At 70.6% G+C, this 26,050-nt stretch carries 18 protein-coding genes; 13 read left to right on the forward strand and 5 right to left on the reverse strand.

Annotated features, from left to right (window positions below):
* Positions 1–68: 68 nt before the first annotated feature.
* Positions 69–3,632, reverse strand: a complete 3,564-nt coding sequence (locus OG841_RS32985) for a SpoIIE family protein phosphatase (protein ID WP_371567658.1) — start codon at positions 3,630–3,632, stop codon at positions 69–71.
* A gap of 552 nt (positions 3,633–4,184) precedes the next feature.
* On the opposite strand from OG841_RS32985, the gene OG841_RS32990 reads away from it, so the two are divergent.
* On the forward strand, positions 4,185–4,802 hold the full coding sequence (locus tag OG841_RS32990; RefSeq protein ID WP_371567661.1) for a hypothetical protein: 618 nt from the start codon (positions 4,185–4,187) through the stop codon (positions 4,800–4,802).
* Between the two features lie 2 nt (positions 4,803–4,804).
* Positions 4,805–5,395, forward strand: a complete 591-nt coding sequence (locus OG841_RS32995) for a hypothetical protein (protein ID WP_371567664.1) — start codon at positions 4,805–4,807, stop codon at positions 5,393–5,395.
* 13 nt (positions 5,396–5,408) lie between these two features.
* Here the strand turns inward: OG841_RS32995 and OG841_RS33000 are convergent, their stop codons facing one another.
* Positions 5,409–8,015: a LamG-like jellyroll fold domain-containing protein gene (locus tag OG841_RS33000; RefSeq protein ID WP_371567667.1), complete on the reverse strand. Its 2,607-nt coding sequence runs from the start codon at positions 8,013–8,015 to the stop codon at positions 5,409–5,411.
* A gap of 110 nt (positions 8,016–8,125) precedes the next feature.
* Positions 8,126–9,631, reverse strand: coding sequence for an arabinofuranosidase catalytic domain-containing protein (locus OG841_RS33005; RefSeq protein ID WP_371567670.1), 1,506 nt, complete (start codon positions 9,629–9,631; stop codon positions 8,126–8,128).
* 667 nt (positions 9,632–10,298) lie between these two features.
* Here OG841_RS33005 and OG841_RS33010 point away from each other — a divergent pair.
* The 7 genes from OG841_RS33010 to araD all read left to right on the forward strand — a co-directional run bounded on the left by OG841_RS33010 (position 10,299) and on the right by araD (position 19,631).
* The gene (locus tag OG841_RS33010; RefSeq protein WP_371567674.1) at positions 10,299–11,348 is read left to right on the forward strand and encodes a LacI family DNA-binding transcriptional regulator; all 1,050 of its coding nucleotides are present in this window, start codon (positions 10,299–10,301) and stop codon (positions 11,346–11,348) included.
* Positions 11,349–11,745: 397 nt separating this feature from the next.
* On the forward strand, positions 11,746–12,888 hold the full coding sequence (locus tag OG841_RS33015; RefSeq protein WP_328638045.1) for a substrate-binding domain-containing protein: 1,143 nt from the start codon (positions 11,746–11,748) through the stop codon (positions 12,886–12,888).
* A 2-nt stretch (positions 12,889–12,890) separates the two neighbouring features.
* The gene (locus tag OG841_RS33020; RefSeq protein WP_371567677.1) at positions 12,891–14,495 is read left to right on the forward strand and encodes a sugar ABC transporter ATP-binding protein; all 1,605 of its coding nucleotides are present in this window, start codon (positions 12,891–12,893) and stop codon (positions 14,493–14,495) included.
* Positions 14,492–15,511, forward strand: coding sequence for an ABC transporter permease (locus OG841_RS33025; protein WP_328638043.1), 1,020 nt, complete (start codon positions 14,492–14,494; stop codon positions 15,509–15,511). Before OG841_RS33020 ends, OG841_RS33025 begins: the two co-directional genes overlap by 4 nt.
* Positions 15,512–15,602: 91 nt before the next feature.
* A complete protein-coding gene (araB, locus tag OG841_RS33030; RefSeq protein WP_371567680.1) occupies positions 15,603–17,282 on the forward strand; it encodes a ribulokinase in 1,680 nt (559 codons plus the stop codon).
* A gap of 62 nt (positions 17,283–17,344) precedes the next feature.
* Positions 17,345–18,862 (forward strand): L-arabinose isomerase, encoded by a 1,518-nt coding sequence (gene araA / locus OG841_RS33035; RefSeq protein WP_371567683.1) that lies wholly within the window; start codon positions 17,345–17,347, stop codon positions 18,860–18,862.
* Positions 18,863–18,902: 40 nt separating this feature from the next.
* A complete protein-coding gene (araD, locus tag OG841_RS33040; RefSeq protein ID WP_328638040.1) occupies positions 18,903–19,631 on the forward strand; it encodes an L-ribulose-5-phosphate 4-epimerase AraD in 729 nt (242 codons plus the stop codon).
* Positions 19,632–19,662: 31 nt separating this feature from the next.
* On the opposite strand, the gene OG841_RS33045 is transcribed toward araD, so the two are convergent.
* Positions 19,663–20,865, reverse strand: coding sequence for a CdaR family transcriptional regulator (locus OG841_RS33045; RefSeq protein WP_328638039.1), 1,203 nt, complete (start codon positions 20,863–20,865; stop codon positions 19,663–19,665).
* 240 nt (positions 20,866–21,105) lie between these two features.
* Between OG841_RS33045 and OG841_RS33050 the strand changes: the two genes are divergently transcribed.
* From OG841_RS33050 to OG841_RS33065, 4 genes are read left to right on the forward strand one after another with little or no spacing between them, the layout of a single operon-like run.
* Positions 21,106–22,044: a substrate-binding periplasmic protein gene (locus OG841_RS33050; protein ID WP_328638038.1), complete on the forward strand. Its 939-nt coding sequence runs from the start codon at positions 21,106–21,108 to the stop codon at positions 22,042–22,044.
* Between the two features lie 9 nt (positions 22,045–22,053).
* Positions 22,054–22,803: an amino acid ABC transporter permease gene (locus OG841_RS33055; RefSeq protein WP_328638037.1), complete on the forward strand. Its 750-nt coding sequence runs from the start codon at positions 22,054–22,056 to the stop codon at positions 22,801–22,803.
* Entirely contained in the window at positions 22,800–23,594 is a 795-nt protein-coding gene (locus OG841_RS33060) for an amino acid ABC transporter ATP-binding protein (RefSeq protein ID WP_328638036.1), read from the forward strand. The genes OG841_RS33055 and OG841_RS33060 overlap by 4 nt, the downstream gene beginning before the upstream one ends.
* Positions 23,591–24,880, forward strand: a complete 1,290-nt coding sequence (locus OG841_RS33065) for an NAD(P)/FAD-dependent oxidoreductase (protein ID WP_328638035.1) — start codon at positions 23,591–23,593, stop codon at positions 24,878–24,880. The genes OG841_RS33060 and OG841_RS33065 overlap by 4 nt, the downstream gene beginning before the upstream one ends.
* Positions 24,881–24,902: 22 nt before the next feature.
* Here the strand turns inward: OG841_RS33065 and OG841_RS33070 are convergent, their stop codons facing one another.
* Positions 24,903–26,024, reverse strand: coding sequence for an aminopeptidase P family protein (locus OG841_RS33070; RefSeq protein ID WP_328638034.1), 1,122 nt, complete (start codon positions 26,022–26,024; stop codon positions 24,903–24,905).
* Positions 26,025–26,050 lie beyond the last annotated feature (26 nt).

A 26,050-nucleotide genomic window follows, 5' to 3' on the forward strand; every position in this document is an offset into this window, starting at 1 on the left:
GATCAGGGCGTCGCGGTGCTGTTGCTCGGACAGTTGGGGAGCAGTGAATTAGCGAATCCGCAGCTTCCTCAGCGACGGCTACGAGCAGTAGCGGTCGGTTGTACGGCACTTCTGTCGGTCTGCGGGGCGCCGGTTCGACGCGATGGTTCGGCGGTGGCTGCGAGCAGGGCGGCGTCGTCGTCGACCCGGTCGGGGGTGTTCAGCAGTTCCAGGGCCCGTTCGGTGATCCGCTGGGGGTCGGAGCGGGCGGCGGCAGGCAGCGCGTCGCAGGTCCGGCGCAGGGCCGCCAGGCCGTCGTCCAGGGACAGCGCCCGGTTCTCCACCAGGCCGTCGGTGTAGAGCAGCAGGCTGGTGCCGGGCGGGAACGCCACCTCGCGGTCGACCGGGGTGCTGCCCAGACCCAGCGGCAGCGCCGGGGGCAGCTCCAGATAGGCGGTGTCGGCGGCTACCAGCAGGGGCGGCAGGTGCCCGCTGGCGGCGTAGCGCAGGCGGTGACGGTGGGGGTCGTAGACCGCGTACAGGCAGGTGGCGAAGCGCTCGGTGGCGAGGGACTGCAGGTAGGCGTCCAGCCTGGTCAGCACCTGGGCCGGGCCGGCGCCCTCCAGGGCGAGGCTGTGCAGGGCGGAGCGGAGTTGGCCCATCAGAGTGGCGGCTTCCACGTCGTGGCCCATGACGTCGCCGATGGCCAGCCCCACGGCGCCGTCGGGCAGGGCGAGAACGTCGTACCAGTCGCCGCCGACCTCGGCGCCGCGGTTGCTGGCCCGATAGTGGGTGGCCAGGCGCACTCCGGGCAGCTGGGGCAGGCGGTGGGGCAGCAGGGCGCGCTGCAGGGTCAGGGCGAGGCGGCGCTCGTTGTGGTACCGGGTGGCGTTGTCGTAGGCCAGGGCCAGGCGGTGGGCGAGGTTCTCCAGATACTTGTGTTCGACCGCGGAATAGCCGCCGGTGTGCCGGACCAGTACCAGGGCCCCCAGCGTCTGGTCGTGGGCGTGCAGCGGCAGGGCCAGCACGGTGGCGGGCGCCGGGTGCGGGCCGACCGGGGCTGGGGCGGTGCCGTTGATCGCGCCGGTGGCGGCGGTGGCCAGGGCCTCGCGGGCAAGAAGGGGGGTGCCGGCGATGTATGGCGGGGGCGACTGCGCCGGGGCGGGTGTCGCAGGGGTGAGGTGGATGCTGATCTGGTCGGCGAAGTCGGGCAGCAGGACCTGACCGGCAGTCTGCAGTATCTGGTCCGGGTCGAGGGTGGCGGACAGCCGCAGGCCCGCGTCGGCCAGGGAGGCCAGCACGGCCAGCTGGTTGCGGGTCTCGGTCAGGGCCTGTTCGCGCAGCCGGGACAGTTCCAGCCCGGTGCGGACACGCGCCAGCAGCTGGCGCGCGGAGAAGGGTTTGGCCAGGTAGTCGTCGGCGCCGGCGTGCCGACCCTGCATGGATTCCTCCTCGCCGGCGCGGGCGGTGAGCAAGACGATGGGCAGGCGGGCGGTGCGCGGGTCGGCGCGCAGCGCCCGGACCAGCTCGAAGCCGTCCATGTGGGGCATCATCACGTCGCTGAGCACCAGCTCCACCGGCTGCGCCAGGGCCATCTCCAGGGCGGCCCGGCCGTCGGCGGCGAGCAGCACGTCGTAGTCGGGCTGCAGGAGCTGGGTGAGGTAGGCGCGCATGTCGGCGTTGTCGTCGACGACCAGCAGGCGGGCCCGGTGGGGGCGGTCGGATTCGTGCGGGCTGGGGCCGTGGGGGGCGTCGTGGGTCGCGGGGGCGTGCGGGGTGGGTGCCGCGGCGGGGACGGGGGCGGCCGCCAGCCAGCCCAGCGCCTCGTCCACGTAGGCCGCCGTGCGGCCGGGCCGGCCGCCTCCGCCTTCCCTGGGGATCTCCCCGGGGGATCCGGCGGCGGCCTCGGGCGGGGCCGGGCGGGGCCGCTGGGCGGTGCCGAAGGGGAGGTCCACGGTGAGGGTGGTGCCCTGGCCGAGGCGGCTGTCCACGCCGACGGTGCCGCCGTGCGCTTCCACCAGATCCTTGACCAGCACCAGGCCGAGGCCGCTGCCCTCGTGGGAGCGGGAGCGGGCGCCGCGGACCCTGTGGAAGCGCTCGAACAGGCGCGGCAGCTCGTCCGCGGGGATGCCGGTGCCGGTGTCGGTCACGGTGAGCCTGGCCCGGTCGCCGGCCGCGGCCACCCGCACCTGGGCGCCGCCGGTGAAGGTGAACTTCAGGGCGTTGCTGAGCAGGTTGAGGATGATCTTCTCCCACATCTCCCGGTCCAGGGGCACCGGCTTGGGCAGCGGCGGGCAGTCCACCTCCAGCGTCAGCCCTGCCGCCTCGAAGGCGGACCGGAACACCCCGGCCAGCTCGGCCGTGGCACCGGCGAGGTCGACCGGTTCGAGGGCGGGGTGCGTCTGCCCGGCCTCGGCACGGGCGACGTCCAGGAGGGTGTTGACCTGCTTCAGCAGGCGCAGGGCGCCGCGCTCGGCCAGCTCCAGCTGCTCGCGCCGCTCGGGCCGGTCCTCGTCGGCCAGGGCCTGCTGGAGCGGGCCCAGGAGCAGGGTGAGCGGGGTGCGGAACTCGTGGCTGACGTTGGCGAAGAAGGTGGTCTTGGCCCGGTCGAGCTCGGCCAGCGCCTCTGCCCGCCTGCGCTGCTCTTCGTGCGCGAGCGCGGCCGACAGCGCCCCGGCCACAGCCGAGGCGAGCACCTCCAGGAAGTCGTAGTAGGCCCCGGCCGGGGGGAAGCAGGGGTTGACGCCCACCACCAGCACGCCCTCCACCCGGCCCGCGCTGTGCAGCGGAAGGGCCAGCGCCTGCTCGACCGGGAGGCGGGAGGCCGCGGCGTGCTGCCCGGCCATGCTGCCGCCGGTGAACGCGGCGGCCGGCAGCGTGGCCGGGGCACCGTCGGCGACCACCTGCGCCAGCCGGGCCGCCGCCTCCGGCCCGTCGGCGGCATGCAGCGAGACGGTCTCGGGCGCGGACCGGAGCCCCGTGGAGGCCGCCGGCCGCTGCATCCCTGGCTCGGAAGCCAGGTACAGGACCAGAAACGGGATCTCGTCGGGGTAGGAGCCCGCCACCTCGGCGACCACGCGGGCGACCTCGCCCGGAGTGGGCAGCCCGGCCGTGCGCGTGCCGGTCTCGCTCAGCAGGCGCAGTCGGCGCTCGCCCAGTACCCGGCCGGTGGTCTCGGTGAGGATCTGCAGCACGCCGCCGGCGGTGCCGTCATCCAGCAGCACGGGCTGGAAGGCGGAGTCGAAGTAGCACTGCTCCAAAAAGCCGTGGCGCTCCATGATGAGCAGCTCATCCGGGACCAGCAGAGGCTTGCGGGTGTCGGTCACATAGTGGAAGTGGGAGCTCACGGGGTGGGCCCAGACCTCGGGGAACACGTCCTTATAGGGCCTGCCGAGCGCCCAGGGGTGTTTGGCGCCGACAATGGGTGTGGAGCCCAAGTTGTACAGCGTGGCGAATTCCGCCCCCCAGTACAGAGCCATCCCATGGTCAGAGGTGAGCATGAGGCGCAGGGTGTCCACCAGGGGCCCCGGCCAGGAGACGGGGGGCCCGAGCGGCGTCGCCGCCCAGTCGATCCCTGACAGCAGCTCGCCGAACGCGCCGCCCTCGGCGAACACCCGGGCCGCCGCGGTGCGCGGGTCATCGCGCCGGGTCATCGAGAAATCTTCCTCCTGGCGCCTGCGTGATCCGCCCGCGCCTCCCAAGGCTGCCGACGGCCACGCGCTGCGGACCTCCCAGGCAGATCGGACGCCGGATCCGACGGTTCTGACGATACTTCTGCCTGAATTTCCTATATGGACCAATTAACGCCCATTTGATCAGAAGTGTACGCCTGCAACCGCACGCCGACGGCGATGATCGTCGACTCATGGTCCCTGCGGTCGGCCGACACGTCGGCGCCGACGGGCAAGGCCGGGACCGCGCGAAGAAGGCGGCGGGCCGCAAAGGGCACTGCCGGAGCGCCGGCAGTGGACCGAGGTGGTCGGTGATCCGGTCTGCGGCCGACGTGCTCGAGTGAAGCTACTCAAGATTCGACCTGACTTCGTCATCGGCTGCGGCGGCAGGACCCCTCCTTGCCGGACGTCCAAGGTGTTCGATTTGCGGTGAGTTCACCACGATCAGGTGAATCCATCCGGTTTGAGGAAACCGTTCGGGGCCAGTGCAAGTCACACACCTTGCACTGCACGACATATGCCCCAGGGGGGACCATGAGCCAGCAGCAGTACCCGCCGCAGCCGCCCGGAGGGGGTGGCCTCCAACAGCCTTTCGGACAGCCACCGTTCGGGCCTCCGCCGAAGAAGAAGGCCAGCACGGGGAAGGTCATCGGCCTGGGCTGTCTCGGTCTCGTCGGTCTCTTCGTTCTGGTCGCCCTCATCGGCGCCGTCGCGGGCGGCGGTTCCGGCTCGAACGACTCCAAGGGCGCCGACACCACCAAGGCCAGCGGCTCCACGTCGAAGGGTGACAAGGCGGCCGACGGCTCCGGGGGCAGTCACAAGAAGGTCGACAGCGAGCCGGCGGCCGACAAGAAGGTCGTCGTCTTCAAGGTGTGGGGCACCGCACCCGCCGGCGCCCTCGGACCGCTCAACATCACCTACGGGTCCGACTCCGACAACCGCGACGGCGCATTCAAGAACGGCGAGTTCGAGGCCACCTTGCCTCTGAACGACGACGCCCTGTATTACCACGTCACCGCGCAGCTCCAGGGGTCCGGGGACATCCACTGCTCCATCACGGTCGGCGGGAAGACGAAGAAGGCCCACGCGGCGGGCGACTACAACATCTGTATGGCCCAGCTCAGTTCGGGACTGCTGGGAGGGTGGCACTGACGATGGTCGACAGCACTCCGCAACCGCCCGCCACTCCGCCGCCGCCCGCCACTCCGCCCCCGCCCGCCTTCCCGCCGCCCGAGGTGCTGACTCCGCCGAGGAGGCACCGCACCAGCGCGATCGTCATCGGCGCGGCCGCCGCCGTGATCGCCGCAATCGTCACCACAGGCGTTGTCGTCGGGCAGTCCACGAACGACGACGACAAGCCGGCCGGTGTCGCGGCATCGAGCGTCCCGGACGCGGACGCCGTCAGCCCCGTCAGGGATCCGGACCCGGAACCGACGTACGCCGAGGTCGACGCCGACAGCTTCTCGATAGACCTGCGCACCACCGCGCGGCAGTGCTTCGGATCAGCGGGCTGCAACGTGACCGTGGCACCGGAGCTCACCTACCTGGGCAGCAGTGGGGACCTCGACCCGGACGCCGTCTACGAGATCACCTACGAGATCCACGGCGACGAGTCCGGGCCGGTCATCCAGACCGCCGAGCTGACGAACCAGACCAGCCTCAGCTACAGACCGTCTCTGATCAGCACCGCTTCGGCGAGCAGCACAGAGCTCTCCGTGGAGATCACCGACATCCAGCAGGGCTGAGGCGATACAGGTATCAGTTCAAGGTGAGTTCCAGGACCGTCACCGACAGCGGTGGCAGCGTGCTCGTGAACGTCGCCGCCGCGCCGGTCACCGTGCGGGAAGTGGGCACGAGGGTGTCGGGCTCGGTCAGGGTGTTCGTCGCCGTTGGTGACGGTCCCGTCAGGACCGTGGCCGTGGCGGTCTTCCTGACCCCCTTCGCCAAGCCCCGCAGCTCCACCGGCACCTCCACCTTCTCCGTTCCGTAGTTCACCACCGCCAGGTACAGCCGCTTCCCGGAGCGCGTCGCCACCGTCGCCAGGCCCGGCAACGCGCGTGCCGTGGCCGGCAGGACCGTGTCTCCCAGCCTGCTCGTCAGCATCTGCTGGGCCCAGTAGCTGGGGGAGACGTAGCTCGTGAGGTTGTCGTAGGCGATCAGGTTCGTCGCCCAGACGTTGTTCTTCACGTGGGAGAACAAGGGCGCGTAGCACTCCATCAGGACCTGGTCGGAGTTGCGGATCAGGCCGGCCAGCCAAGACGCGTCGCCCAGAGCGGCGTTGAGGTCGGGGGTGGGGCGGCCCTCCTGGGCGGCCCACTCGCCTACGAAGACCTTCGTCGAGGCGCGGTCCCTGTTGTCGTACTTGTGGGTGGCTGCCTGGGCTGCGGACGGGGCCAGGTAATAGTGCTCGTCTATCAGGTCCGGGGTGCGGCTCGTCACCGTTGTCGTCGCGATCAGCTTCAGGTGGGGGTACTTCGCCTTGATCGCGTCGTAGAAGTCCGCGAAGCGGGAGTCGTACGAGCCCGATCCGTCGAACCAGTCCTCGTTGCCGATCTCCACGTACTCCAGCGGGAACGGCTTCGGGTGGCCGTCGGCCGCACGCCGGGCGCCCCACTTGCTGGTGACCGGACCCGTCACGTACTCGATCTCGTCCAGGGCGTCCTGGATGAACGGCTTGAGCGCGTCGCCCGTGACGTGTTCGCCCCTCAGGGTGTAACCGGCGAAGACGGCCAGGACCGGTTGGGCCTTCATGTCCTCTACCCAGTGCAGGTATTCCATGAGGCCCAGTCCGTCCGTGGACCAGTAGCCCCACGCGTCGTCCATGTGGCCGGGGCGCTCCCAGACCGGGCCGATCGTGTTCTTCCAGTTGAAGCGGGTCGCGATCGTGTTGCCCTCCAGGAAGTTGCCGCCGGGGAAGCGCAGGAACTTCGGCTTCAGGGCGACCAGCTTCTCCATCAGGTCGATGCGCAGGCCGTTGGGGCGGCTGTTGTAGGTCGGCGGGAAGAGGGAGACGTGCTGGAGCCACAGCGTCTCGCCCGCGGCGGTCGGGTCGGCCGTGGTGACGGTCAGTCTTGCGTCGCCCGTGACCGGGGCGCCCGCACCCGTGCGCAGGGTCAGTTCGAAGGGGCGGTCGGGGAAGGTCGTACCGATGTGCGCGATCCTCGCGGAGGCGTACACCGTTCCCCCGTCCGCCGACTCGATCGACACCGTGAGCGGGCCTATGCGGCGTGAGGCCTTCGCGAACAGGCGGGCCGTGTAAGTGGTTCGGGGGCGGACGGGGATGCCCCAGAAGCCGTCGTTCGCCACACCGGCTCGGATGCCGGCCCCTGTACCGCTCGGCAGCACCACCTTGAGGGAGCGGTTCAGCGCCTCGTTCAACGGCGTGGCCGTGTCCAGCGTCAACGTCGTGCCGCCCACCGCGGACCAGTGGACCGGTGACGTGTCGCTGGCCATCATCGAGCGGTTCTGCACCAACTCGGCGTAGATGCCGCCCTCGCCGGAGTGGTTGATGTCCTCGAACATCAGGCCCGGGAGGATGGGGGAGACCGCGTGAGCAGGATGTGCTACGTCCACGCTCAGCAGCGGTGTCGTCGACTCCACCGGCACTCCTGCCAACGTCGCCACCTGGTCCGAGGTGAGGGCAGTCGGGAACAGCTGTACGTCGTCGATCAGGCCGTGCCACTGGTCGACCTGTCCGCCGCCGTACAGCGCGCGGCCGATGGCGGTGGCGCCGGTGCCGGCCCAACCTGCCGTGTAGGCGGTCTCGCCTTCGAGCACGCCGTTGACGTACAGGCGGGTGACGCCTTCCGCGGCGTCGCTGACGCCGACCAGGTGGGTCCAGGTGCCTGCGGTCGGGGCGGAGGCGGCGGCCGCGACGGCGGCTCCCTGGGTGGCGTCGGACGCGAGCCGGGCGAAGGCGAACGTGCCGGTGTCGTCTCGTAGACCCAGGTAGAAGGCGCTGACCGCCGTGCCGTCGATGCTGACTGCGGTCTGGTAGCCGCCCAGCTGGGCGAGGTTGACCCAGGCGGCCACCGAGAATGCCTTCGAGGTGTCGACGACCGGTCCGGACGCGGTGGCGTTGCCGCCCGCCGTGAGGCTCAGGCTGTGGGTGCCGACCTTGCCGGTGTCCCAGCCGGCCGCGCCCTGGAGCGTGGCGGTGTGGGCGTTGCCGGACGCGTCGGCGGCGGTGGTGCCGGAGCCTTCGTCGAAGCTCCAGTGCGCGGCCGCGGCGGGGAGGGCGACGGGAGCGGCCACGGCTGCGGGAGCGGCGGCAGCGGGAACGGAACCGGCGAAGGTCCCGGCCAGGGACGTGACACCGATGGCGGTCAGGACGGTCCTGCGGGACGGTCCGGCTTCTGAGGGCATGCGCAGTTCCTTCGTGTCAGATGTAACCAGGTGAACCCAGATGAACCGATGAAGCGCGGGCCCGTCGGCGGGGAGGGGCCGACGGGCCCGCGATGGCCCCGACCGTCAGGTCACGGCGCGATGTTCCACTGCTGGCACGCGTTGTCGAGCTGCTGCCACTGGCGGACCGCCGTGCCGTTGGCCGTTCCGCAGTTCGCCACGTCCAGCGTCATGCCGGTGTTGACGTTGGAGATCGTGTAGTGACTGCCGACCTTCGTGACGTCCCACTGCTGGCAGGTGTTGCCGAGCGAGGCCCACAGCTGGACGGCCGTGCCGTTGCTCTGCGCGCAGTTCTTGTCGTCCAGGACCGTGCCGCTGTTGACGTTGCTGATCGTGTAGTGGCCGTTGCCCGCACTGGCGAACTTCCACTGCTGGCAGGTGTTGCCGAGTGAGGCCCAGATGTCGATCGACGTCCCGTTGCCGGTGCCGCAGTTGACCGCGTCCAGGACCTTGCCGGAGTTGGCGTTGGTCAGGCGGTAGGCGGTGCCGGTGACCGGGAAGTTCGCGGCGGGGGTGGTGTAGCCGACGGAGGTGATGTTGGCCTGTACGGCGTTGTCGGCGGCGTCGGTCGGGTAGCCCGAGGTCATGACGCCCTCGAAGAAGGAGCCGTCCGAGCCGTTGCTGTTGTCACCGCCGGTGCCGAGGACGATGGCGCCCTCCAAGTGCATCGGGGTGTATCCGCCGAGGTTGGGTAGCGCGCCGTTGTACCAGGTGGTCAGTGAGCCCGATTGTGCGTTGCCGCCCTTGATCGCGTAGGTGGTCGTGCCGTTGTTCTTCTCCAAGGCGGTGACGTACTCGCTGGAGTTGCCCTTGTTGTTGGTGTTCGAGCCGTTGCCGCCGGCGAACAGGCCGTTCTCCAGGTCGGCCTGGACCCAAGGGCCCGAGCCGGAGCAAGGGGCGAACCAGCACTCCGTACCGAAGTTGATCGCGTCCATGTGACCGTTGCCGGTGTCGTTGCCTGACGTCTCGGCGTTGCCGTAGTCGAAGCAGCAGCGGTTGTTCACGTGGTGGCCGCTGGTCACCATGTACGCGCCCTCGGGGGAGCTGCCGGTGGCGATGCCCGTGGTGCTGTTGTCGCGGTAGCCGACGCCGGCGGAGACGAAGATGCCGTACGCCTTGTGGCCGCCGACCGTGACCGGAAGGGCGTCGGCGATCGCGCCGACGTCCTGGCCGCCGTTGCCGCCGGGCCCCTCGATGGTCAGGTCGTTGTGGTGCGTGCTCTGGTCGTAGATCTTGGTGATGGTGCAGGTCGTCCCGGAGCAGAAGGAGTCCTGGGCCGCCGCGTTGGCGTAGCCGCCGGCGCTGAGGACGCCGATGTTGGTGGTCGCGCCGTCCGAAGCGCGCTTGACCTGGTAGAGGGAGCCGCTGTAGGAGGCGTAGAGCGCCCGCGTGGTGCTGTGTGCCGCGGCGCACGGTGTCCCCGCGGAGGCGTAGATGTCGCAGGGCAGGGACGTTGCGGCCGCTGCCGTGCCCGCGGTGCCGACGACTCCGGCCAGGATGCCCCCGACGAGCGTGAGGACCGCGCCCAGTGTCAGCAGGAGCCCTCTCAGGCGCGGGCCTCGCAGCCGACTTCGCACCGGGCTTCCCACTCGATTGCTCACTCGGCCTGTCACTCGACTCACTCGACGCACTCGACCTGTCACGGTGAACCTCTTCCGTCGTGGCTTCTTCTCTCGTCCGGCGCCATGTGCTCCGGGAGACAGAAATGTGGGCGCTAACATTTCGGGCCCTCATCGGCGCACGTGCGAGCCGTACGGGAGGGCGAGGGAGGGGGGTAGGGGAGGGGGAGGGGGAGGGCCGGACTGGGCGATCCGCGGATCGAGCAGTGTCGTGGGGAGTGTCACTGCTGGTCAGGGCGGTGGATCGGTCCGGGGTGGGGGACTTGTGGGGGTGCCGTTCGCACGCGTTCGGCGAGCTGGACGGCCGCTCTTGTGGCACCGTCTTTTTACGGCCCGATGAATACCGGGTCAACACGGTCGAACAGTCAAGAGTGCGGAAACAAAAGCTGTGCCGTCTGTTTACCCGGGTGCGCGGCGATGCCGGAAGGGACGTTCGGCCGACCAGTACTGCCAGGTCAAACGGCTCTTTGCCTGCGCGTCGAAGTCCGGAAAACCCGTGATCGAGGGGCCCGGGCTGCCTTGTCCCCGAAGAATGTGTGCGCTAACAATTCGCTCAACAGCGTGCCGCTCCCACCGGAGAAGCAGCTGATCGACTACAACACGACGGTGTGTGAGGAGGCGGGACATGGAGGGCGATCGCGCACCGGTGATGGCGGACGTGGCCCGCATCGCGGGAGTCTCGCACCAGACCGTCTCCCGGGTCCTCAACGACCACCCCAACGTCCGGCCCCGCACCCGGGAACGCGTGCTCGCCGCCGTCCGTGAACTCGGCTACCGCCCCAACGCCGCCGCCCGCACCCTGGCGACCCGCCGCACCCGCACCCTGGGTGTGATCAGCTTCAACACCACGCTGTACGGCCCCGCTTGCATGCTCTACGGCATCGAGCAGGCGGCCAGGGAGCACGAGTACTTCGTCACCGTGGCGGCGGTCGGCTCACTCGACCGGTATTCGGTGCTGGACGCCGTGGACCGGCTGCGCGACCAGAACGTGGCGGGGATCGTCGTCATCGCGCCCCAGACCGCCGCGGTGGGCGCACTGGCCAACGTGCCGACGGACGTACCCCTGGTCGCGGTCGGCTGCGGCACCCACACCGCGCTGGTCTCGGTCGCCGTGGACAACGAGGCGGGTGCCGAACTGGCCACCTCCTACCTGCTCGACCTCGGCCATCGCACCGTGCACCATCTGGTCGGGCCGCGTTCCTGGCTCGACGCGCAGGAACGCGAGGCCGGCTGGCGCGCCGCGCTGGAGAAGCGGGGGGCTCCCGTGCCCGAACCGCTGGCCGGCGCCGACTGGACGGCTCGTACCGGATACGAGCACGGCCGTCGGATCGCCGCCGACCCCGAGGTCACCGCGGTGTTCTGCGCCAACGACCACCTGGCCCTCGGCCTGCTGCGGGCCCTGCAGCAAGCAGGACGCCGGGTGCCGGAGGACATCAGCGTCGTGGGTTTCGACGACATGCCGGAGACCGAGTACTTCGGCCCGTCACTGACCACCGTCCGCCAGGACTTCGACGAACTCGGCCGCCGTGCCCTGCGGGCGCTGATCGAGCTCGTCGGCGATCCGGACGCCGGGATCCCGGCATCCGGCGAGAGGCCCCACATCGTCATCCCGCCCAGCCTCGTCGTGCGGACCTCGGCGACCCGCCCGCGACCCCGAACGGAAAGTCCGACATGACCCGTCCCTGCTAGCGCTTCGGCGCCAACTCCCTCATCAGCAAGTCATGTTGTGAGCAGTGTGCCGTTCGGGCAGCCGCCGCGCCGACCATGAGCGATCGGCCGTGACGCCCCCGACGTACGACGGCTCCACTCCCGCCCACCGCTTCGAGCGGTCGGCCCCTCCCCGGTCCTGAGACCTCGTCAGGCATCCCGCGCCCTCGCCGCGCTCACCCCGATGAGCCCCCCGCCCGGCGACGCCGACGCCCTACGCCACGTACCGCTTCCAAGTGGCCCCACACCTGCACCGCCTCCCCGGCAGCGGCATGCCCGTGAACAGGTGTGCGTTCCCAGCGTTCCAGCGTTCCCACCCATCCCGAGACACCAGACAGACACGCCAAGAAGGGCGCTGATCACCCATGCTCCGTACCAGAAGGTCCCGCACCGCAGCCACCGCGACCGCCGTGCTCCTCTCGCTCGCCGCCGCGGGCTGCTCCAAGAGCGCGGGCGGCTCCGACGCGTCCAGCTCGGCCGGTACCAAGGCCGCCGCCCCGGTCACGCTGGCCGGCTCGGTCACCTTCAACCAGACGAACCTCGCCAAGCTCGACGCGGCGCTGAAGTCCGCGCTGGCCGGCAAGGACCTGTCCAAGGTCGACATCGCGATGGTCGTGAACGTGGCCGCCGACTACTGGAAGGCCGGTCAGGTCGGCTTCCTCAAGGGCTGCTCCGACCTCGGCATCGCGAAGAGCAAGTGCACCTACTTCGCCCCGCCCGGCGGCAAGCTGACCGAGCAGAACTCGGAGCTGGAGACCCTGCGTTCGCAGGGAGTCACCGGCTACTCGATCTCGGCGATCGACCCGACGTCGGCCGCCGGAACCATCCACACCGACGTCCAGAAGGGCATCGGCGTCCTGGCGATCGACTCGCCGCTGCCGGGCACCGACGCCGCCTCGCTCTACCTGGGCACCCCGAACTACACCGCCGGCTTCCAGGCGGGCACCGCGATGAAGCAGGTGCTCGCCGGCAAGGGCAAGGTGGCCATTCTGGTCGGCTCCCTCACCGCCTCCAACGCCACCCAGCGGATCGCCGGCTTCGAGGCCGCGCTCAAGGGCACCGAGATCACGGTCGCCCAGAAGGTCAACGACAACCTCCAGGCCAGTACGGCGACTTCGGACGCGGAGACCATCCTCGCGAACAACCCGGACGTCAACGGCCTGTACGGCGTCTACTCCTACGACGGTCCCGCGCTGGCGCAGGCGGTGACCTCGGCCGGAAAGACCTCGTCCGTGCACATCGTCTCCGACGACTCCGACGCCCAGACGCTGAAGTTCATCAAGTCCGGCGTGATCTCCGGGACCGTCGTGCAGATGCCGTACCAGCAGGGCTACACCGGGGCGTACATCCTGGCCGCGGAGAAGGTGCTGGGCAAGGACAAGACGATGGCGCTCGTCAAGCCGTACCTGGAGAAGGACGGTTCGACCCTGAGTTCCGGCGTGGGCCTGGTCACCAAGTCCGACCTGAGCGCGTACCAGTCCCTCGAGTCGCAGCTCGGGATCGGCTGAGCATGACGGCCACGAAGAACGTCCCGGACAACGCCCCGGACCGCGCGGTCACCGCGCGGCTGCGGGGGGTGCACAAGTCCTACGGACCGGTGCGCGTCCTCGACCTGCCCGAACTCGACCTCTACGCCGGCCAGGTGATCGGCGTGGTGGGCGAGAACGGCGCCGGGAAGTCCACGCTGATGGGCACGCTGGCCGGATCGGTACACCGGGACGGCGGCGAGATCCTGATCGGCGGGGAGTCCCTCGCCGCCGGGTCCACCGAGGCCGCGGGCCGGCTCGGCATCGCCATGGTCTCCCAGGAGTTCCCGCTGGTCGGACAGCTCTCGGTGGCCGAGAACCTGCTCCTCGGCCGCCGCCCGCGCGAGTCGAAGCGACGGTTGCTGGTGGACCGTGCGGCGCAGCGGGCCGAGGCGAAGGCGATGCTCGCGGAGATCGGCCTGTCCGCCGAGACGATCCCGGTGAACCGGGAGGTCCGCACCCTGCCGGTGCCGACCCGCCAGATGATCGAGATCGCCAAGGCCTGGGGCCGCGAACCCAAGCTGCTGATCCTGGACGAGCCGACCTCCTCACTGGGGCCGGTCGAGGCCCGGATGGTGCTGGGCCTGGCCCGCCAACTCGCCGACCGCGGCGGCACCGTGCTGTTCATCGGACACCGCCTCGACGAGGTGCGCGAGATCAGCGACCGGGTCCTGGTCCTGCGCAACGGCAGGCTGGTCGCCGACCTCGAACCGGCCGAGGCCGGCGAGGAACGGCTGATCCGGGAGATGGTCGGCGGCGAGGTCGCACAGGGCGAACCGAAGGCACCGCCCGCGACGAGCCCCGTCCTGCTCCAGGCCGAGGGCCTGACCGCGGACGGCCTCGGACCGGTCGACCTGGACGTGCGCGAGGGCGAGATCCTGGGCGTGGCCGGGCTGATGGGCTCGGGCCGCAGCCGACTGGTCCACACGATCGCCGGGGCGCAGCCCTCGACCGGCGGCCGGATGCTGCTGGGCGGCACGCCCTACCGGCCACGGGGCGCGGGTGACGGCGTGGCGGCCGGGATCGCGCTGATCCCCGAAGACCGCAAGGAGCAGTCGCTCGTCCTGTTCGCGTCGATCCGGGCGAACGTCGTCGTCTCGGTGCTCAAGCGGATCAGCACCCGGGGTCTGCTCGCACCGGGCCGGGAACGCGCCGAGGCACGGAAGATCACCGAGAACGTCAATGTGCGGATGCAGTCGGTGGAGCAGCCGATCGGCTCGCTGTCCGGCGGCAACCAGCAACGCGCCATCTTCGGCCGGGCGTTCGCCGCCGAACCGCGCCTGCTGCTGCTCGACGAGCCGACCCGTGGCGTGGACGTGGGCGCGAAGGCGGAGATCTACAAGCTGATCGACCAGGCGGCGGAGCAGGGCATGGGGATCGTGGTCGCCTCCTCCGAACTGGAGGAGCTGCTGTGGATCTGCCATCGCATCGCGGTGATGAACCACGGGCGGGTGGTCACGGTCATCGACCGGGCCGACGCCACCAAGGAGCGGATCATGACGGCCGCGGCCGGCACCTCCTCGCTCGATGAGCACCGACCGGCGAATTCCCTCGACGAGCACCAAGTGACGAACGGAGCCACAGCATGAGCGCGCAGAGCACGCTCGCCCCGAACGAGGTCGCGCCGCGCTCCCGTTCGGCCGCATCGACCCTCGCCCGCAGACTCGCCGCCTCCCCGGAGGCCGGCGTGATCATCGCCTGCGTGGTGGTGTTCGTGGCGATCGCCGCCAACGCGGAGACGTACACGGCGGTGGGCAACCTCCAGGTGATGGGCCGCGACCTCTCGCAGGTCGGGATCCTCGCGATCGGTGAGGCGCTGGTCATCCTGACCGGTGGCATCGACCTGTCGGTGGGCGCGCTGGCCGGTCTGGCCGGCATCCTGGCCGGCTGGATGAACGTCAACGAGGGCCTGCCCGCCCCCCTCGCGATCCTGCTCACGCTGGTGATCACCGCCGCCGTCGGTCTCTGGCACGGCGTCATGGTCACCCGCCTCAACGTGCCGCCCTTCGTGATCACTCTGGTCACCTACACCGTCGCGCAGGGCACGGCGCTCGCGATCACCAGCGGCTCGCCCATCAACAACCTCGACCCGATGTTCAGCAACCTGAGCCAGTACTACCTCGGCGAAGTACCGGTCCCCGCCCTGTTCTTCGTCGGTGCGGCGGCCGTCGCCTGGTTCGTGCTGGAGCGCACCTACGTGGGCCGCCAGATCTACGCGGTCGGCGGCAACAAGGAGGCCGCCCGGCTGGCCGGCATCCCGACCGCCCGCCGGATCACCTCCACCTACGTCGCCAGCGCGGCCCTCGCCGGCCTGGTCGGCATCCTGGTGATCGGCCGTATGAACGTGGCCGACCCCTCGGTCGGCGCGGGCTGGGAACTGACCGCGATCGCCGCCGCGGTGGTCGGCGGGATGTCACTCTCGGGCGGTGAGGGCCGTATCGCGGGGATCGCGGCGGGCGCGATCCTGCTGGAGTTCATCACCAACGGTCTGCTCGCCCTCAAGGTCAGCCCCTACGACCAGCAGGTCGTCCAGGGAGCGGTCCTCGGCGTCGCGATCCTGCTCGACCGGGCGCGCGCTCGTTACTTCGGCAGGAGTCGGAGTTAGTACGTCGGCGGGTGACGTCGCCGACCCTTCGCTCGCATTTCTTCGAACGTAGATCGATATATCGAACACCTCAGTGTGGAGGAGGCCGCCGGTGAACGCTGGACAAGAGACAGCCACGAACCCCGAACCCTGCGTCGTAGGAGTCGACTTCGGGACGCTGTCCGGACGGGCCGTGGTGGTCCGCGTGCGGGACGGCGCGGAGTTGGGGACGGCCGAGCACGCGTACCGGCACGCGGTCCTGGACCGGGAACTGCCGGACGGTACGGGACTGCCCCCGGACTGGGCCCTCCAGGTCCCGTCGGACTACGTCGACGTGCTCCGCCACGCGGTGCCGGCAGCGCTGGCGGCGGCCGGTGTGCGCCCTGGACAAGTGATCGGCATCGGCACGGACTTCACCGCCTGCACGGTGCTGCCGGTGCTCGTCGACGGCACACCTCTGTGCGAGCTGCCCGAGTACGCCTCCCGCCCGCACTCCTACGTCAAGCTCTGGCGCCACCACGCCGCCCAGGCCCAGGCCGACCGGATCACCGCGCTGGCCGCCGAACGGAAGGAGACGTGGCTGCCGCGGTACGGCGGGAAGATCTCCTCCGAGTGGGAGTTCGCCAAGGCCCTCCAGGTGCTGGAGGAGGACGCGGAGATCTACGACCGCACCGAGCGGTGGGTGGAGGCCGCGGACTGGATCGTGTGGCGGCTGTGCGGCACGTACGTCCGCAACGCCTGCACCGCCGGTTACAAGGGCCAGCTCCAGGAAGGCGCCTACCCCTCCCGTGCCTACCTGGAGGCGCTCAACCCCGGCTTCGCCGACTTCGTGACGGAGAAACTGGAGCAGCCGATCGGCCAACTCGGCGGTTTGGCAGGTGGGTTGACGGCCGAGGCGGCGGCCTGGACCGGACTGCCCGAGGGCATCGCGGTCTGCGTGGGCAACGTCGACGCCCATGTGACGGCACCCGCGGCGGGCGCGGTGGAGCCGGGGCAGATGGTGGCCATCATGGGCACCTCGACCTGCCATGTGATGAGCTCCGACCGCAACGAGACGGTGCCCGGCATGTGCGGTGTGGTCGACGGCGGCATCCTGCCGGGCCTGTGGGGTTACGAGGCCGGACAGAGCGGTGTCGGCGACATCTTCGGCTGGTTCGTCCGCACCGGATTCCCCGCCGCGTACGCCGAACAGGCCGCCGCCCTCGGCCGCGACGCGCACGAACACCTGACGGCTCTCGCGGCCGGGCAACGGGTGGGCGAACACGGGCTGATCGCGCTGGACTGGCACAGCGGCAACCGTTCCGTCCTGGTCGACCACGACCTCAGCGGTGTGATGGTCGGCCTGACACTGGCGACCCGGCCCGAGGACGTCTACCGCGCGCTGCTGGAGGCCACCGCCTTCGGTACCCGGACGATCATCGAGGCGTTCGAGACGTCCGGGGTGCCGGTCGGCGAGCTGATCATCGCGGGCGGTCTGACGAAGAACGCGCTGCTGATGCAGATCTACGCCGACGTCACCCGCCGCCCCCTCGGCGTCATCGGCTCCGCACAGGGCCCCGCCCTCGGTGCGGCGATGCACGCCGCGGTGGCGGCCGGGGCGTACTCCGACATCCAGGCCGCCGCCCGGTCCATGGGCAAGGCCGACCGGGGCGTCTACCAGCCGGACCCGGAACGCGCCGCGGCCTACGACCGCCTCTACGCCGAATACCGGCTCCTGCACGACTACTTCGGCCGCGGTGCCAATGAGGTCATGCACCGGCTACGGCGTCTGCGCGCCGAGGTTTCCGCCTGAATGGCCCCAACTCCCTTCCCCCGTAGTCCCCTTCGTAGTCCCCTTCGAAAGGAACCTCCGTCATGACCGCTTCCGAAATACCGTCCGCCGGCCAGGAGATCTGGTTTCTCACCGGCAGCCAGGGCCTGTACGGCGAGGAGACCCTGAACCAGGTCGCCCACCAGGCCCGGAAGATCGCCGAACGACTCGACGCGGCCGAGCCGATCCCCCTGCGGATCGTGTGGAAGCCGGTGCTCACCGACGCCGATTCGATCCGGCGGCTGTGCCAGGAGGCCTCCTCCTCGGACAGCTGCGTGGGGGTGATCGTGTGGATGCACACCTTCTCCCCGGCGAAGATGTGGATCGCGGGCCTGAGCGCGCTGGACCGCCCCGTGCTGCATCTGCACACCCAGTACAACCTGTCGCTGCCCTGGTCGAGCATCGACATGGACTTCATGAACCTCAACCAGGCCGCCCACGGCGACCGCGAGTTCGCCCACATCGAGTCCCGGCTCGGCATCGACCGCAAGATCGTCGCCGGGCACGCGACCGACCCCCGCGTGATCCGGCGGATCGCCGCCTGGACGAGAGCCGCCGCGGGCCGCCAGGCGGCGCGCACCCTGCGCCTGGCGCGCTTCGGCGACAACATGCGCGACGTCGCCGTCACCGAGGGCGACAAGGTCGAGGCCCAGCTGCGCTTCGGCTTCTCCGTGAACACCTACGCCGTCAACGACCTGGTCGCCGTCGTCGACGCCGTCGAGGACAAGGCGGCCGCCGAACTCGCCGCCGAATACGTCGAGTCGTACGACGTCGTCCCCGCCCTGCGCCCCGGCGGCATCCGCCACGACTCGCTCCTCTACGCAGCCCGCCAGGAACTCGGCCTGCGCACCTTCCTCACCGAGGGCGGCTTCACCGCCTTCACCACCAACTTCGAGGACCTCGGCGGCCTGCGCCAGCTGCCCGGCCTGGCCGTCCAGCGCCTGATGGCCGACGGCTACGGCTTCGGGGGCGAGGGCGACTGGAAGACCTCCGCCCTGCTGCGCACGATGAAGGTCATGGGCCAGGGACGGCCCGGCGGCACCACCTTCATGGAGGACTACACCTACCACCTCGGCCCCGGCGTCCCGCGCATCCTCGGCGCCCACATGCTGGAGGTCTGCCCCTCGGTGGCCGCCGCCCGCCCCCGCTGCGAGATCCACCCGCTGTCCATAGGTGGCCGCGAGGACCCGGTCCGCCTGGTCTTCGACGCGGCCGAGGGCCCCGCCGTGGTCGTGGGCCTGTGCGACCTGGGTGACCGCTTCCGGCTCACCGCCAACGAGGTCGACGTCGTCGGCCCCAGCGAGCCTCTGCCCCACCTCCCCGTGGCCCGGGCGGTGTGGAAGCCGCGCCCCTCACTCGCGGAGTCGGCCGAGAGCTGGCTGCTGGCCGGCGCCCCGCACCACACCGTGCTCAGCTCGGCCGTCGACCCCGAGACGCTGAACGACTACGCGGCCATGACGGGGGTCGAACTGCTCACCATCGACGAGCACACCACCACCGACCAGTTCGCCAAGGAAATCCGTTGGAACGCCGCCTACCACCGCCTCGCCCAGGCCCTGTGACCATGACCGACGGCCGCGTCGAAGTCGAAGGAGACGAGCGATGACCGTACGAGTCCGCGACGGCCTGCGAGAGGAGGTCCTGAGGGCGAACCTCGCCATCCCTCAAGTAGGCCTGGCGACCCTGACCTGGGGCAACGTGAGCGGAGTCGACCGCGACGCGGGGGTGTTCGTCATCAAGCCGTCGGGCGTGCCCTACGAGGATCTCGCTCTGGACCACCTGGTGACGGTCCGTCTGTCCGACGGCGCGGTCGTAGAGGGCGACCTGCGCCCCTCCACCGACACCGAGACCCACCGCTGCCTCTACCGCGCCTTCCCCTCCATCGGCGGCGTCACCCACACCCACTCCACCCACGCGGTCGCCTTCGCGCAGGCCCGCCGCGACATCCCGGTCCTCGGCACGACCCACGCCGACACCTTCAACGGCCCCATCCCCGTCACTCGTGACCTCACCCCCGAGGAGTGCGCCAAGGACTACGAGTACAACACCGGCGTCGTCATCGTGGACCTGCTGGGGGAGGAGGACCAGAAAGCCGTCGAGGTCCCCGCGGCCCTCGTGGCGAACCACGGCCCCTTCACCTGGGGCACCACCGCCCGCAAGTCCCTGGAACACGCGATCATCTGCGAGGCGGTCGCCGACATCGCCCTCCACACCCTGTCCCTGTCCCCGGCCGCCCCACCACCACGTCATCTACTGGAACGCCACTACACCCGCAAGCACGGGCCCGACGCGTACTACGGCAACCCGGAGGTGACCACGTCCTCCGGCTGATCGGGGCGATCGGGGCGATCGGGCTGGAGACTCACTCGCGCCCGTCGCCGGCCCCCGTCCCTCCGCCCAACCGATCGGCCAGACAGGCCAGATACAACGCCATCGTGGTCCGGTGGTCCCGCAGTGGCCGGCCGGTCGTCTGCTCGATCTTGTTCATCCGGTAGACGACGGTGTTGCGGTGGATGTGCAGGGCCTCGGAGGCGCGTACGAGGTTGAATCCGCTCTCGCACCACGCCGTGATGGTGTCGCGCAGGACCGGCCAGTCCGGCTGGCCCCGCAGGCTCGTGGTGGTGCGTTCGATCAGGCGGTTGCGGGCCGACTGGGACACCGCCGTGAGGGCCTGGTGGACGCGCAGGTCGGTGATCAGGTGGACGGGGGAGTCGCTCGCCACGCGCGCCCCGAGGCGGAGCGCGTCGCAGGCGTCCTGGTAGGAATCGTGCAGTCCGCTCACGGAGGCGGCCGGTTCGCCGATGCCGGCCCGGGCGACGAGACCGTCCTGCGCGGCGATGACGTCGGTGGTCCGCCGGCAGTCGTCCAGCAGGGAGGTCACCGGGCGCCGTTCCGGGAGTCTGCGCAGTACGCCGATCCAGCCCGGAGCCGTGGAGGCGATGATGTCCTGGGGGTCGGCGAAGACCTCGCGGACCGTGCGCAGCAGTTCCGAGCGGACCAGCGCCATGTCTTTGGTGGGCACCCCTTGGCGTCGGGCGCCCGTGTCGGGGACCCGTACCTCGATGGCGACCGCGACCCGTCGCAGCCGTAGGTCGAAGCCCAGCTCGGCGGCCCGGAACAGCAGGAAGTCGCCCTCCACGACCTGCGGGTCGTACGACGCGACGTCGGCCAGCAGCTTCTCCGCCGCCCGCTCGGCGAGCAGGCGGGAGCGCAGCATCACGGACTCTCTGAGCAGGATCTCCGTCTGGCGTTTGACGAGCAGCCCGAACCGGCGCACCTGCGCGGGCGTTCCGGTGATCCCGACCGTGCCCACGGCCTTTCCGTTCGCGACCAGGGGCAGGGTGACTCCCGGGCGTACTCCGCGCAGTTGCTGTGCCTGCGACGCGTTGTGCGTGGCGGGTTCCTGGGTGCGGACGACCTCGACGGACGCCTCGTGGAAGCTGCCCACCCGGCTGCTGTCGCCGCTGCCGATGACCAGACCGCCCGCGTCGGTGATCAGCACGTTGAAGCCGATGACGGCGGTGGTGTCGGAGGCGATCTCCTGCGCGAGTGACGGGCTCAGCATGAGCGGTTCTCCCGTCGACGGCGGGCCCGGGTGGACGCACCGTACAGCGGATCGATCGAATTCGGCCACAAGTCTGTACGGAGTACACGGTGACGTAACCGAGGCCGGTTCGTAGCGTATGGCCCCAATCGCATCCGTAATCACCTCCCCGATCCATCCCCCTCACATCCCCGCCGGGGGCACAGCGCGGTGAGTCGGCGGGCTCCCCTCTGCATCCTTCAGCATCGTTACGGAAGGCCCATGCCGATGATCCGTATGCGTCCGCTTGCCGTCGCTCTGTCCGCCACCCTCCTGCTCCTCGGGACCGCCGCCTGCGGTTCCGGTGACGACGACGGCCCCAAGAACGTGTCGGCGAAGACCGCCGCGCTGGGCACCCTCACCCCCGGCGTCATCAAGGTGGCCGTGGAGCCGTACGCCCCCTACACCAGCGTCCAGGGCGGCAAGATCGTCGGCCTGGACGGCGACATCCTCACCTACGTGGCCAAGAAGCTCGGCCTGGAGGTCAAACCGCAGGTGACGGACTTCGCCGGCATGCTCGCCGGGGTGCAGTCCCGCCGCGTGGACATCACCGTCGGCGGTGTCGCCTGGTCCGCTGACCGGCAGAAGCAGGGGCTGTTCACCGACCCGCCCTACTACTCGCCCCCGGCGATGGCCGTCCGCAACGGCAAGACGTACAAGACCGTCGACGACCTCGAGAATCTGAGCCTCGGCACCGTCGAGGGCTATGTCTGGGTCAAGTCGATCCAGTCCGTTCCCGGCGCCAAGCTGCACGCCTACCCCGACGCCAACGGCGTCTTCGACGACCTCGGCGCGGGCCGCGTCGACGTCGGCTTCCTCGACCCGCTCCTCATCATCGCGGCGCAGAAGGAACGTCCGGAGCTGAAGATCAGCACCCAGTACCTGACCCCGCCGACCGCCGCCGAGGTCAAGGCGAAGCCCGCCTACGCCTACTTCCAGCCGTACCAGACCGGCTTCTACCTGCCCAAGAAGGCCACCAAGCTGGAGCAGGCGATCTCCGCGCAGATCGACGCCATGTACACGAACGGCGAGATGGCCAAGCTCGTCGAGAAGTACGGCGGCGACCCCGAGCAGTTCCTGAAGCCGGCCGCCGACGTCGCCACCGCGCGCCGGGGCGTGGACCGGCCGCAGGACTGGAACCCGCCCACCATCGCGAAGTGAGGGGACGACATGTCCGGCCTTTTTCAGGTTCCCTGGTCCGACTACCGGCCCGACCTCGTCGACGCCCTGTGGCGCACCGTCTCCTACACGGTCGTGAGCTTCGCCGGCGCGGTCCTGCTCGGTCTCGCGGTGGCGCTGCTCCGGCTCAGCAGAGCGTGGCCCGCGCGTGCCGTCGCCGCCGTCTACACCGAGGTGTTCAAGAACGTCCCCCTCCTCGCCATCATCTTCCTCACCTACTTCGGCCTGGCCTCGGCGGGCATCCGGCTGGACGTCTTCACCGCCGGCTGCCTCAGCCTCGTCGTCTTCTACGCCGCCTACCTGTCCGAGATCTTCCGCTCCGCGATCAGCGGGGTGCACGCCGGACAGACGGAGGCCGGGGAGGCGCTGGGCCTGGGCCGGGCGGGAATCTTCGGGCACATCGTGCTGCCGCAGGCCGTACGGCAGGCGCTGCCCGGCACCAACACCATGCTCGTCGACCTGCTGAAGTCCACCTCGCTGCTGGTCACCGTCTCCGCCGCCGAGCTGATGTCCGAGGGGCGGCTCATCACCTCGGCCACCTTCCGGGCCCTGGAGGTGTACCTGGTCATCTCGGCCATCTACTTCGCCCTGTGCTACCCGCTCTCCCAACTGCTGCTGCTCCTGGAACGCAAGGTACGGGCGGGCATCCCCCTCTCCCCGTGGCGACGACGGCGACTGAAGGCGGCACGCGCCCTGCTCGCCCCGGCCGTGGAGGCCGACATGAAGGCAGGTGCCGTATGACCGAGTCGGTCACCACCCCGCAGACCACGCCTGGGACACCGACAGAGGCCGTCGTACGGATCAACGGCCTGAGCAAGTCCTTCGACGGCCGCCTCGTCCTCGACCAGGTGGACCTGGAGGTCGACCGCGGCCGGATCGTCAGCGTCATCGGACAGAGCGGGGGCGGCAAGACGACCCTGATGCGCTGCGTCAACCTCCTGGAACGGCCCGACCGCGGCACGATCGAGGTCGCCGGAGAGCTGGTGCACAGCGACGGCCGCACGGTCTGCCGCGACCTGCCACGCCTGCGCCGTACCGTCGGCATGGTCTTCCAGCGGTTCAACCTCTTCCCGCATCTGACCGCCGTGGAGAACGTCGTCCTGGCCCAGCGCAAGGCGGGTATCCCGGAGCAGGAGGCGCTGGAGCGTGCCGTCACGCTGCTGCGCCGGGTCGGCGTCGCGCACCGTGCCCTCGGCCGGCCCGAGCAGCTGTCCGGCGGCGAACAGCAACGCGTCGCCATCGCGAGGGCCCTCGCCCTCAAGCCCGAGCTGCTGCTCTTCGACGAGCCCACGTCCTCCCTGGACCCCGAGGCGACCCGGGAGGTACTGAGCGTGATGCGAGAACTCGCCGCGGACGGGATGACGATGCTGCTGGTCACCCACGAACTGCCCTTCGCCCGCGAGGTGTCCGACCACGTCGTCTTCGTCGACGGCGGCCGGATCGTGGAGGAGGGCAGGCCCGAGGACGTGCTCGACAGCCCCTCCCAGGCCCGCACCCGGGAGTTCCTCGCGTCGTACGGAACCGCGTCATGACCGGTACGCCGGCTCTCACCGGCGACGGACCCGTGGTGGTCGTCGGGGGCGGTGTCGTAGGACTGTGCACCGCGTACTACCTGGCGGCGGCCGGGCTTCCGGTGGAGGTCGTCGAGCGGCGCGGGCTGGGCTCGGGGGTGTCCCGGGGCAACGCGGGCTGGGTCTGCCTCAGCCACTCGACGCCCGTGCCGTCCCCAGGAGTGCTGCGCTACGCCCTGCGCTCCCTGGGCCGTCCGGACTCGCCGCTCTATGTGCGGCCCCTTCCCGACCCGGCGTTCCTGCGCTGGCTGTGGCGGTTCTGGCGCAGCAGCGCACCGGCCGCCTTCCGGCGGGGCTACGCGGCGATCGCCGACCTGAACCACGACACCTTCGACCTCTTCGACGGGCTGCGCGAGGCCGGGGTGGCCACCACCCTGACCCGGCCCGGCATGGTGCACGCGTTCCTGTCGGCGGCCGAGGCCCGTCATCACCTCGCGATCCAGCGGGAGATGGCGGAGGGCCACTATCCGATGCCCGACGACATCACCACGGGCGACGAGGCCCGGCTGCTGGACGGCGCGCTCTCGTCCAAGGTGCGCGCGGCCTACCTCGTCGAGGGCGAGGGCGTGGTCGATCCGGAGGGGTTCGCCCGCGGGCTCGGCGAGGCGCTCGCCGCCGCGGGGGTGAAGGTCCACGAGAACGCGGAGGTCACCGGATTCCGGTCCGGGACGGGGCGGGTGACCGCACTGAGGACCGACCGGGGCGAGATCCCCTGTTCGGCCGTCGTCGTCGCGGCCGGAATGCGGTCCCCGGCGCTGCTGCGCGCGCTCGGACACCGGCTGCCGCTCCAGGCCGGCAAGGGCTACAGCTTCGCGGTGGACCTGGACCCGGCACCCCGGCACACCCTGTACTTCGGCGAGCGCAGGGCCGTCGCCTCACCGATCGGCACCACCACCCGGATCGGCGGCACGATGGAGCTGAGCGGCAACAACAACCGTCTCGACTGGCGCCGGATCGTCGCGGTGGCGCTCGCCAGCCGCCACTACCTGGGCCGCTGGTTCGACGACCCCGACGACCTGGTGAGCCTGATCCGCGACCCCTGGGTCGGCGGCCGGCCCTTCCTCCCGGACGGCCTCCCGGTGATCGACCGGCTGCCGGGCCTGGAGAACGCCTTCGCGGCCACCGGCCACGGCATGCTCGGCGTCACCCTGGGCCCGGCCACCGGCCACCGGCTCGCCGAGTACATCCGTACCGGCCGCCGCCCCGAGGTCCTCGCCCCGTTCGGCTTCGACCGGCTGCGCGGCTGAGGAGGCACGGCGGCCGGAGCTCTCACGCCACGATCGCCATCCCGCGATCCGTGGCGTTGAGCCGCCTCCCCCCGTCCGCCGTGCACGTCACGACGTCCGCGACCCGTACGCCGAAGCGGCCCGGCAGCCGCACCCCGGGGCCCATCGAGAAGCACATGCCGGGAACGAGGAAGGTCTCCTCGTTCCCGGTGAGGTACGGCGGCTCGTGTGCGGTGACTCCGATGCCGTGTCCGGTGCGTTCGGCGGCGTAGTCGGCGTACCCCGCGTCCTCGATCCACCGGCGTGCCCCGCGGTCGATCTCCTGGCAGGTCGCTCCGGGGCCGATCGCCTCGAAGGCCGCCTGCTGGGCCGTACGGACGAGGTCGTGGACCGTGCGTTCCTCCTCCGTCGGTTCGCCCACGTGGACCGTGCGGGTCAGGTGTGAGGCGTAGCCGTCCTTCAGGCCGCCGAAGTCCAGGATCACCATGTCGCCCTTCTTCAGCGTTCGTTCGCCCGTCCGGTGGTGCGGGTCCGCGCTGTTCCGGCCGGAGGCCACGACCGTGACGACCTGGCTGTGGCCCTGTTCGTGGAGCAGGCGGGCCAGGTCGGCGGCCACTTCGGACTCGCGGCGGCCGGTGAATCGTACGGAGAGGATCTCCTCGTACACCACGTCCGCCGCCGCTGCCGCCGACGCGAGGCGGGTCACCTCGTGGTCGTCCTTCACGGCGCGCAGTAGCGGGAGTACGACGGTCAGGGGGCGGTAGGTGGTGAGGGGGAGGGCTTCCTGGAGGCCCAGCAGGTGCAGGGCCCAGGTGGTGTCGGCGACGCCGTAGCGGCCGTTGGGGAGCAGGAGGCCGGTGGCTGCGGAGTAGGGGTCCTGGCCGTCGCGCCAGTCGGAGATGCGGACGGCGTCCGCGCCGGGTGCTGCCTCCGCGTCGGGGCGTTCGAGGGACGGGACCAGCAGACGGGGTTCGGATCCGGGGGTCAGGACGAGGAGGGTGAGGCGTTCCGTCGTCGCGGTGGGGCGGTAGCCGCAGAGCCACGTCAGGTCGGGGCCGGGGGTGATGAGCAGTCCGGACAGGCGGGTCTCGGCCGCGTCCCTGGCCGCCCTGGTCATACGGGTCGCGTAGTCCTCTTCCGTGAAGGGGGCGGGGGTGTCGTCCATGGGGCTCCTCCGACCGCTGCCGTCGT

The sequence above is a fragment of the Streptomyces canus genome (assembly GCF_041435015.1).
GTDB classification, from domain to species: domain Bacteria; phylum Actinomycetota; class Actinomycetes; order Streptomycetales; family Streptomycetaceae; genus Streptomyces; species Streptomyces canus_G.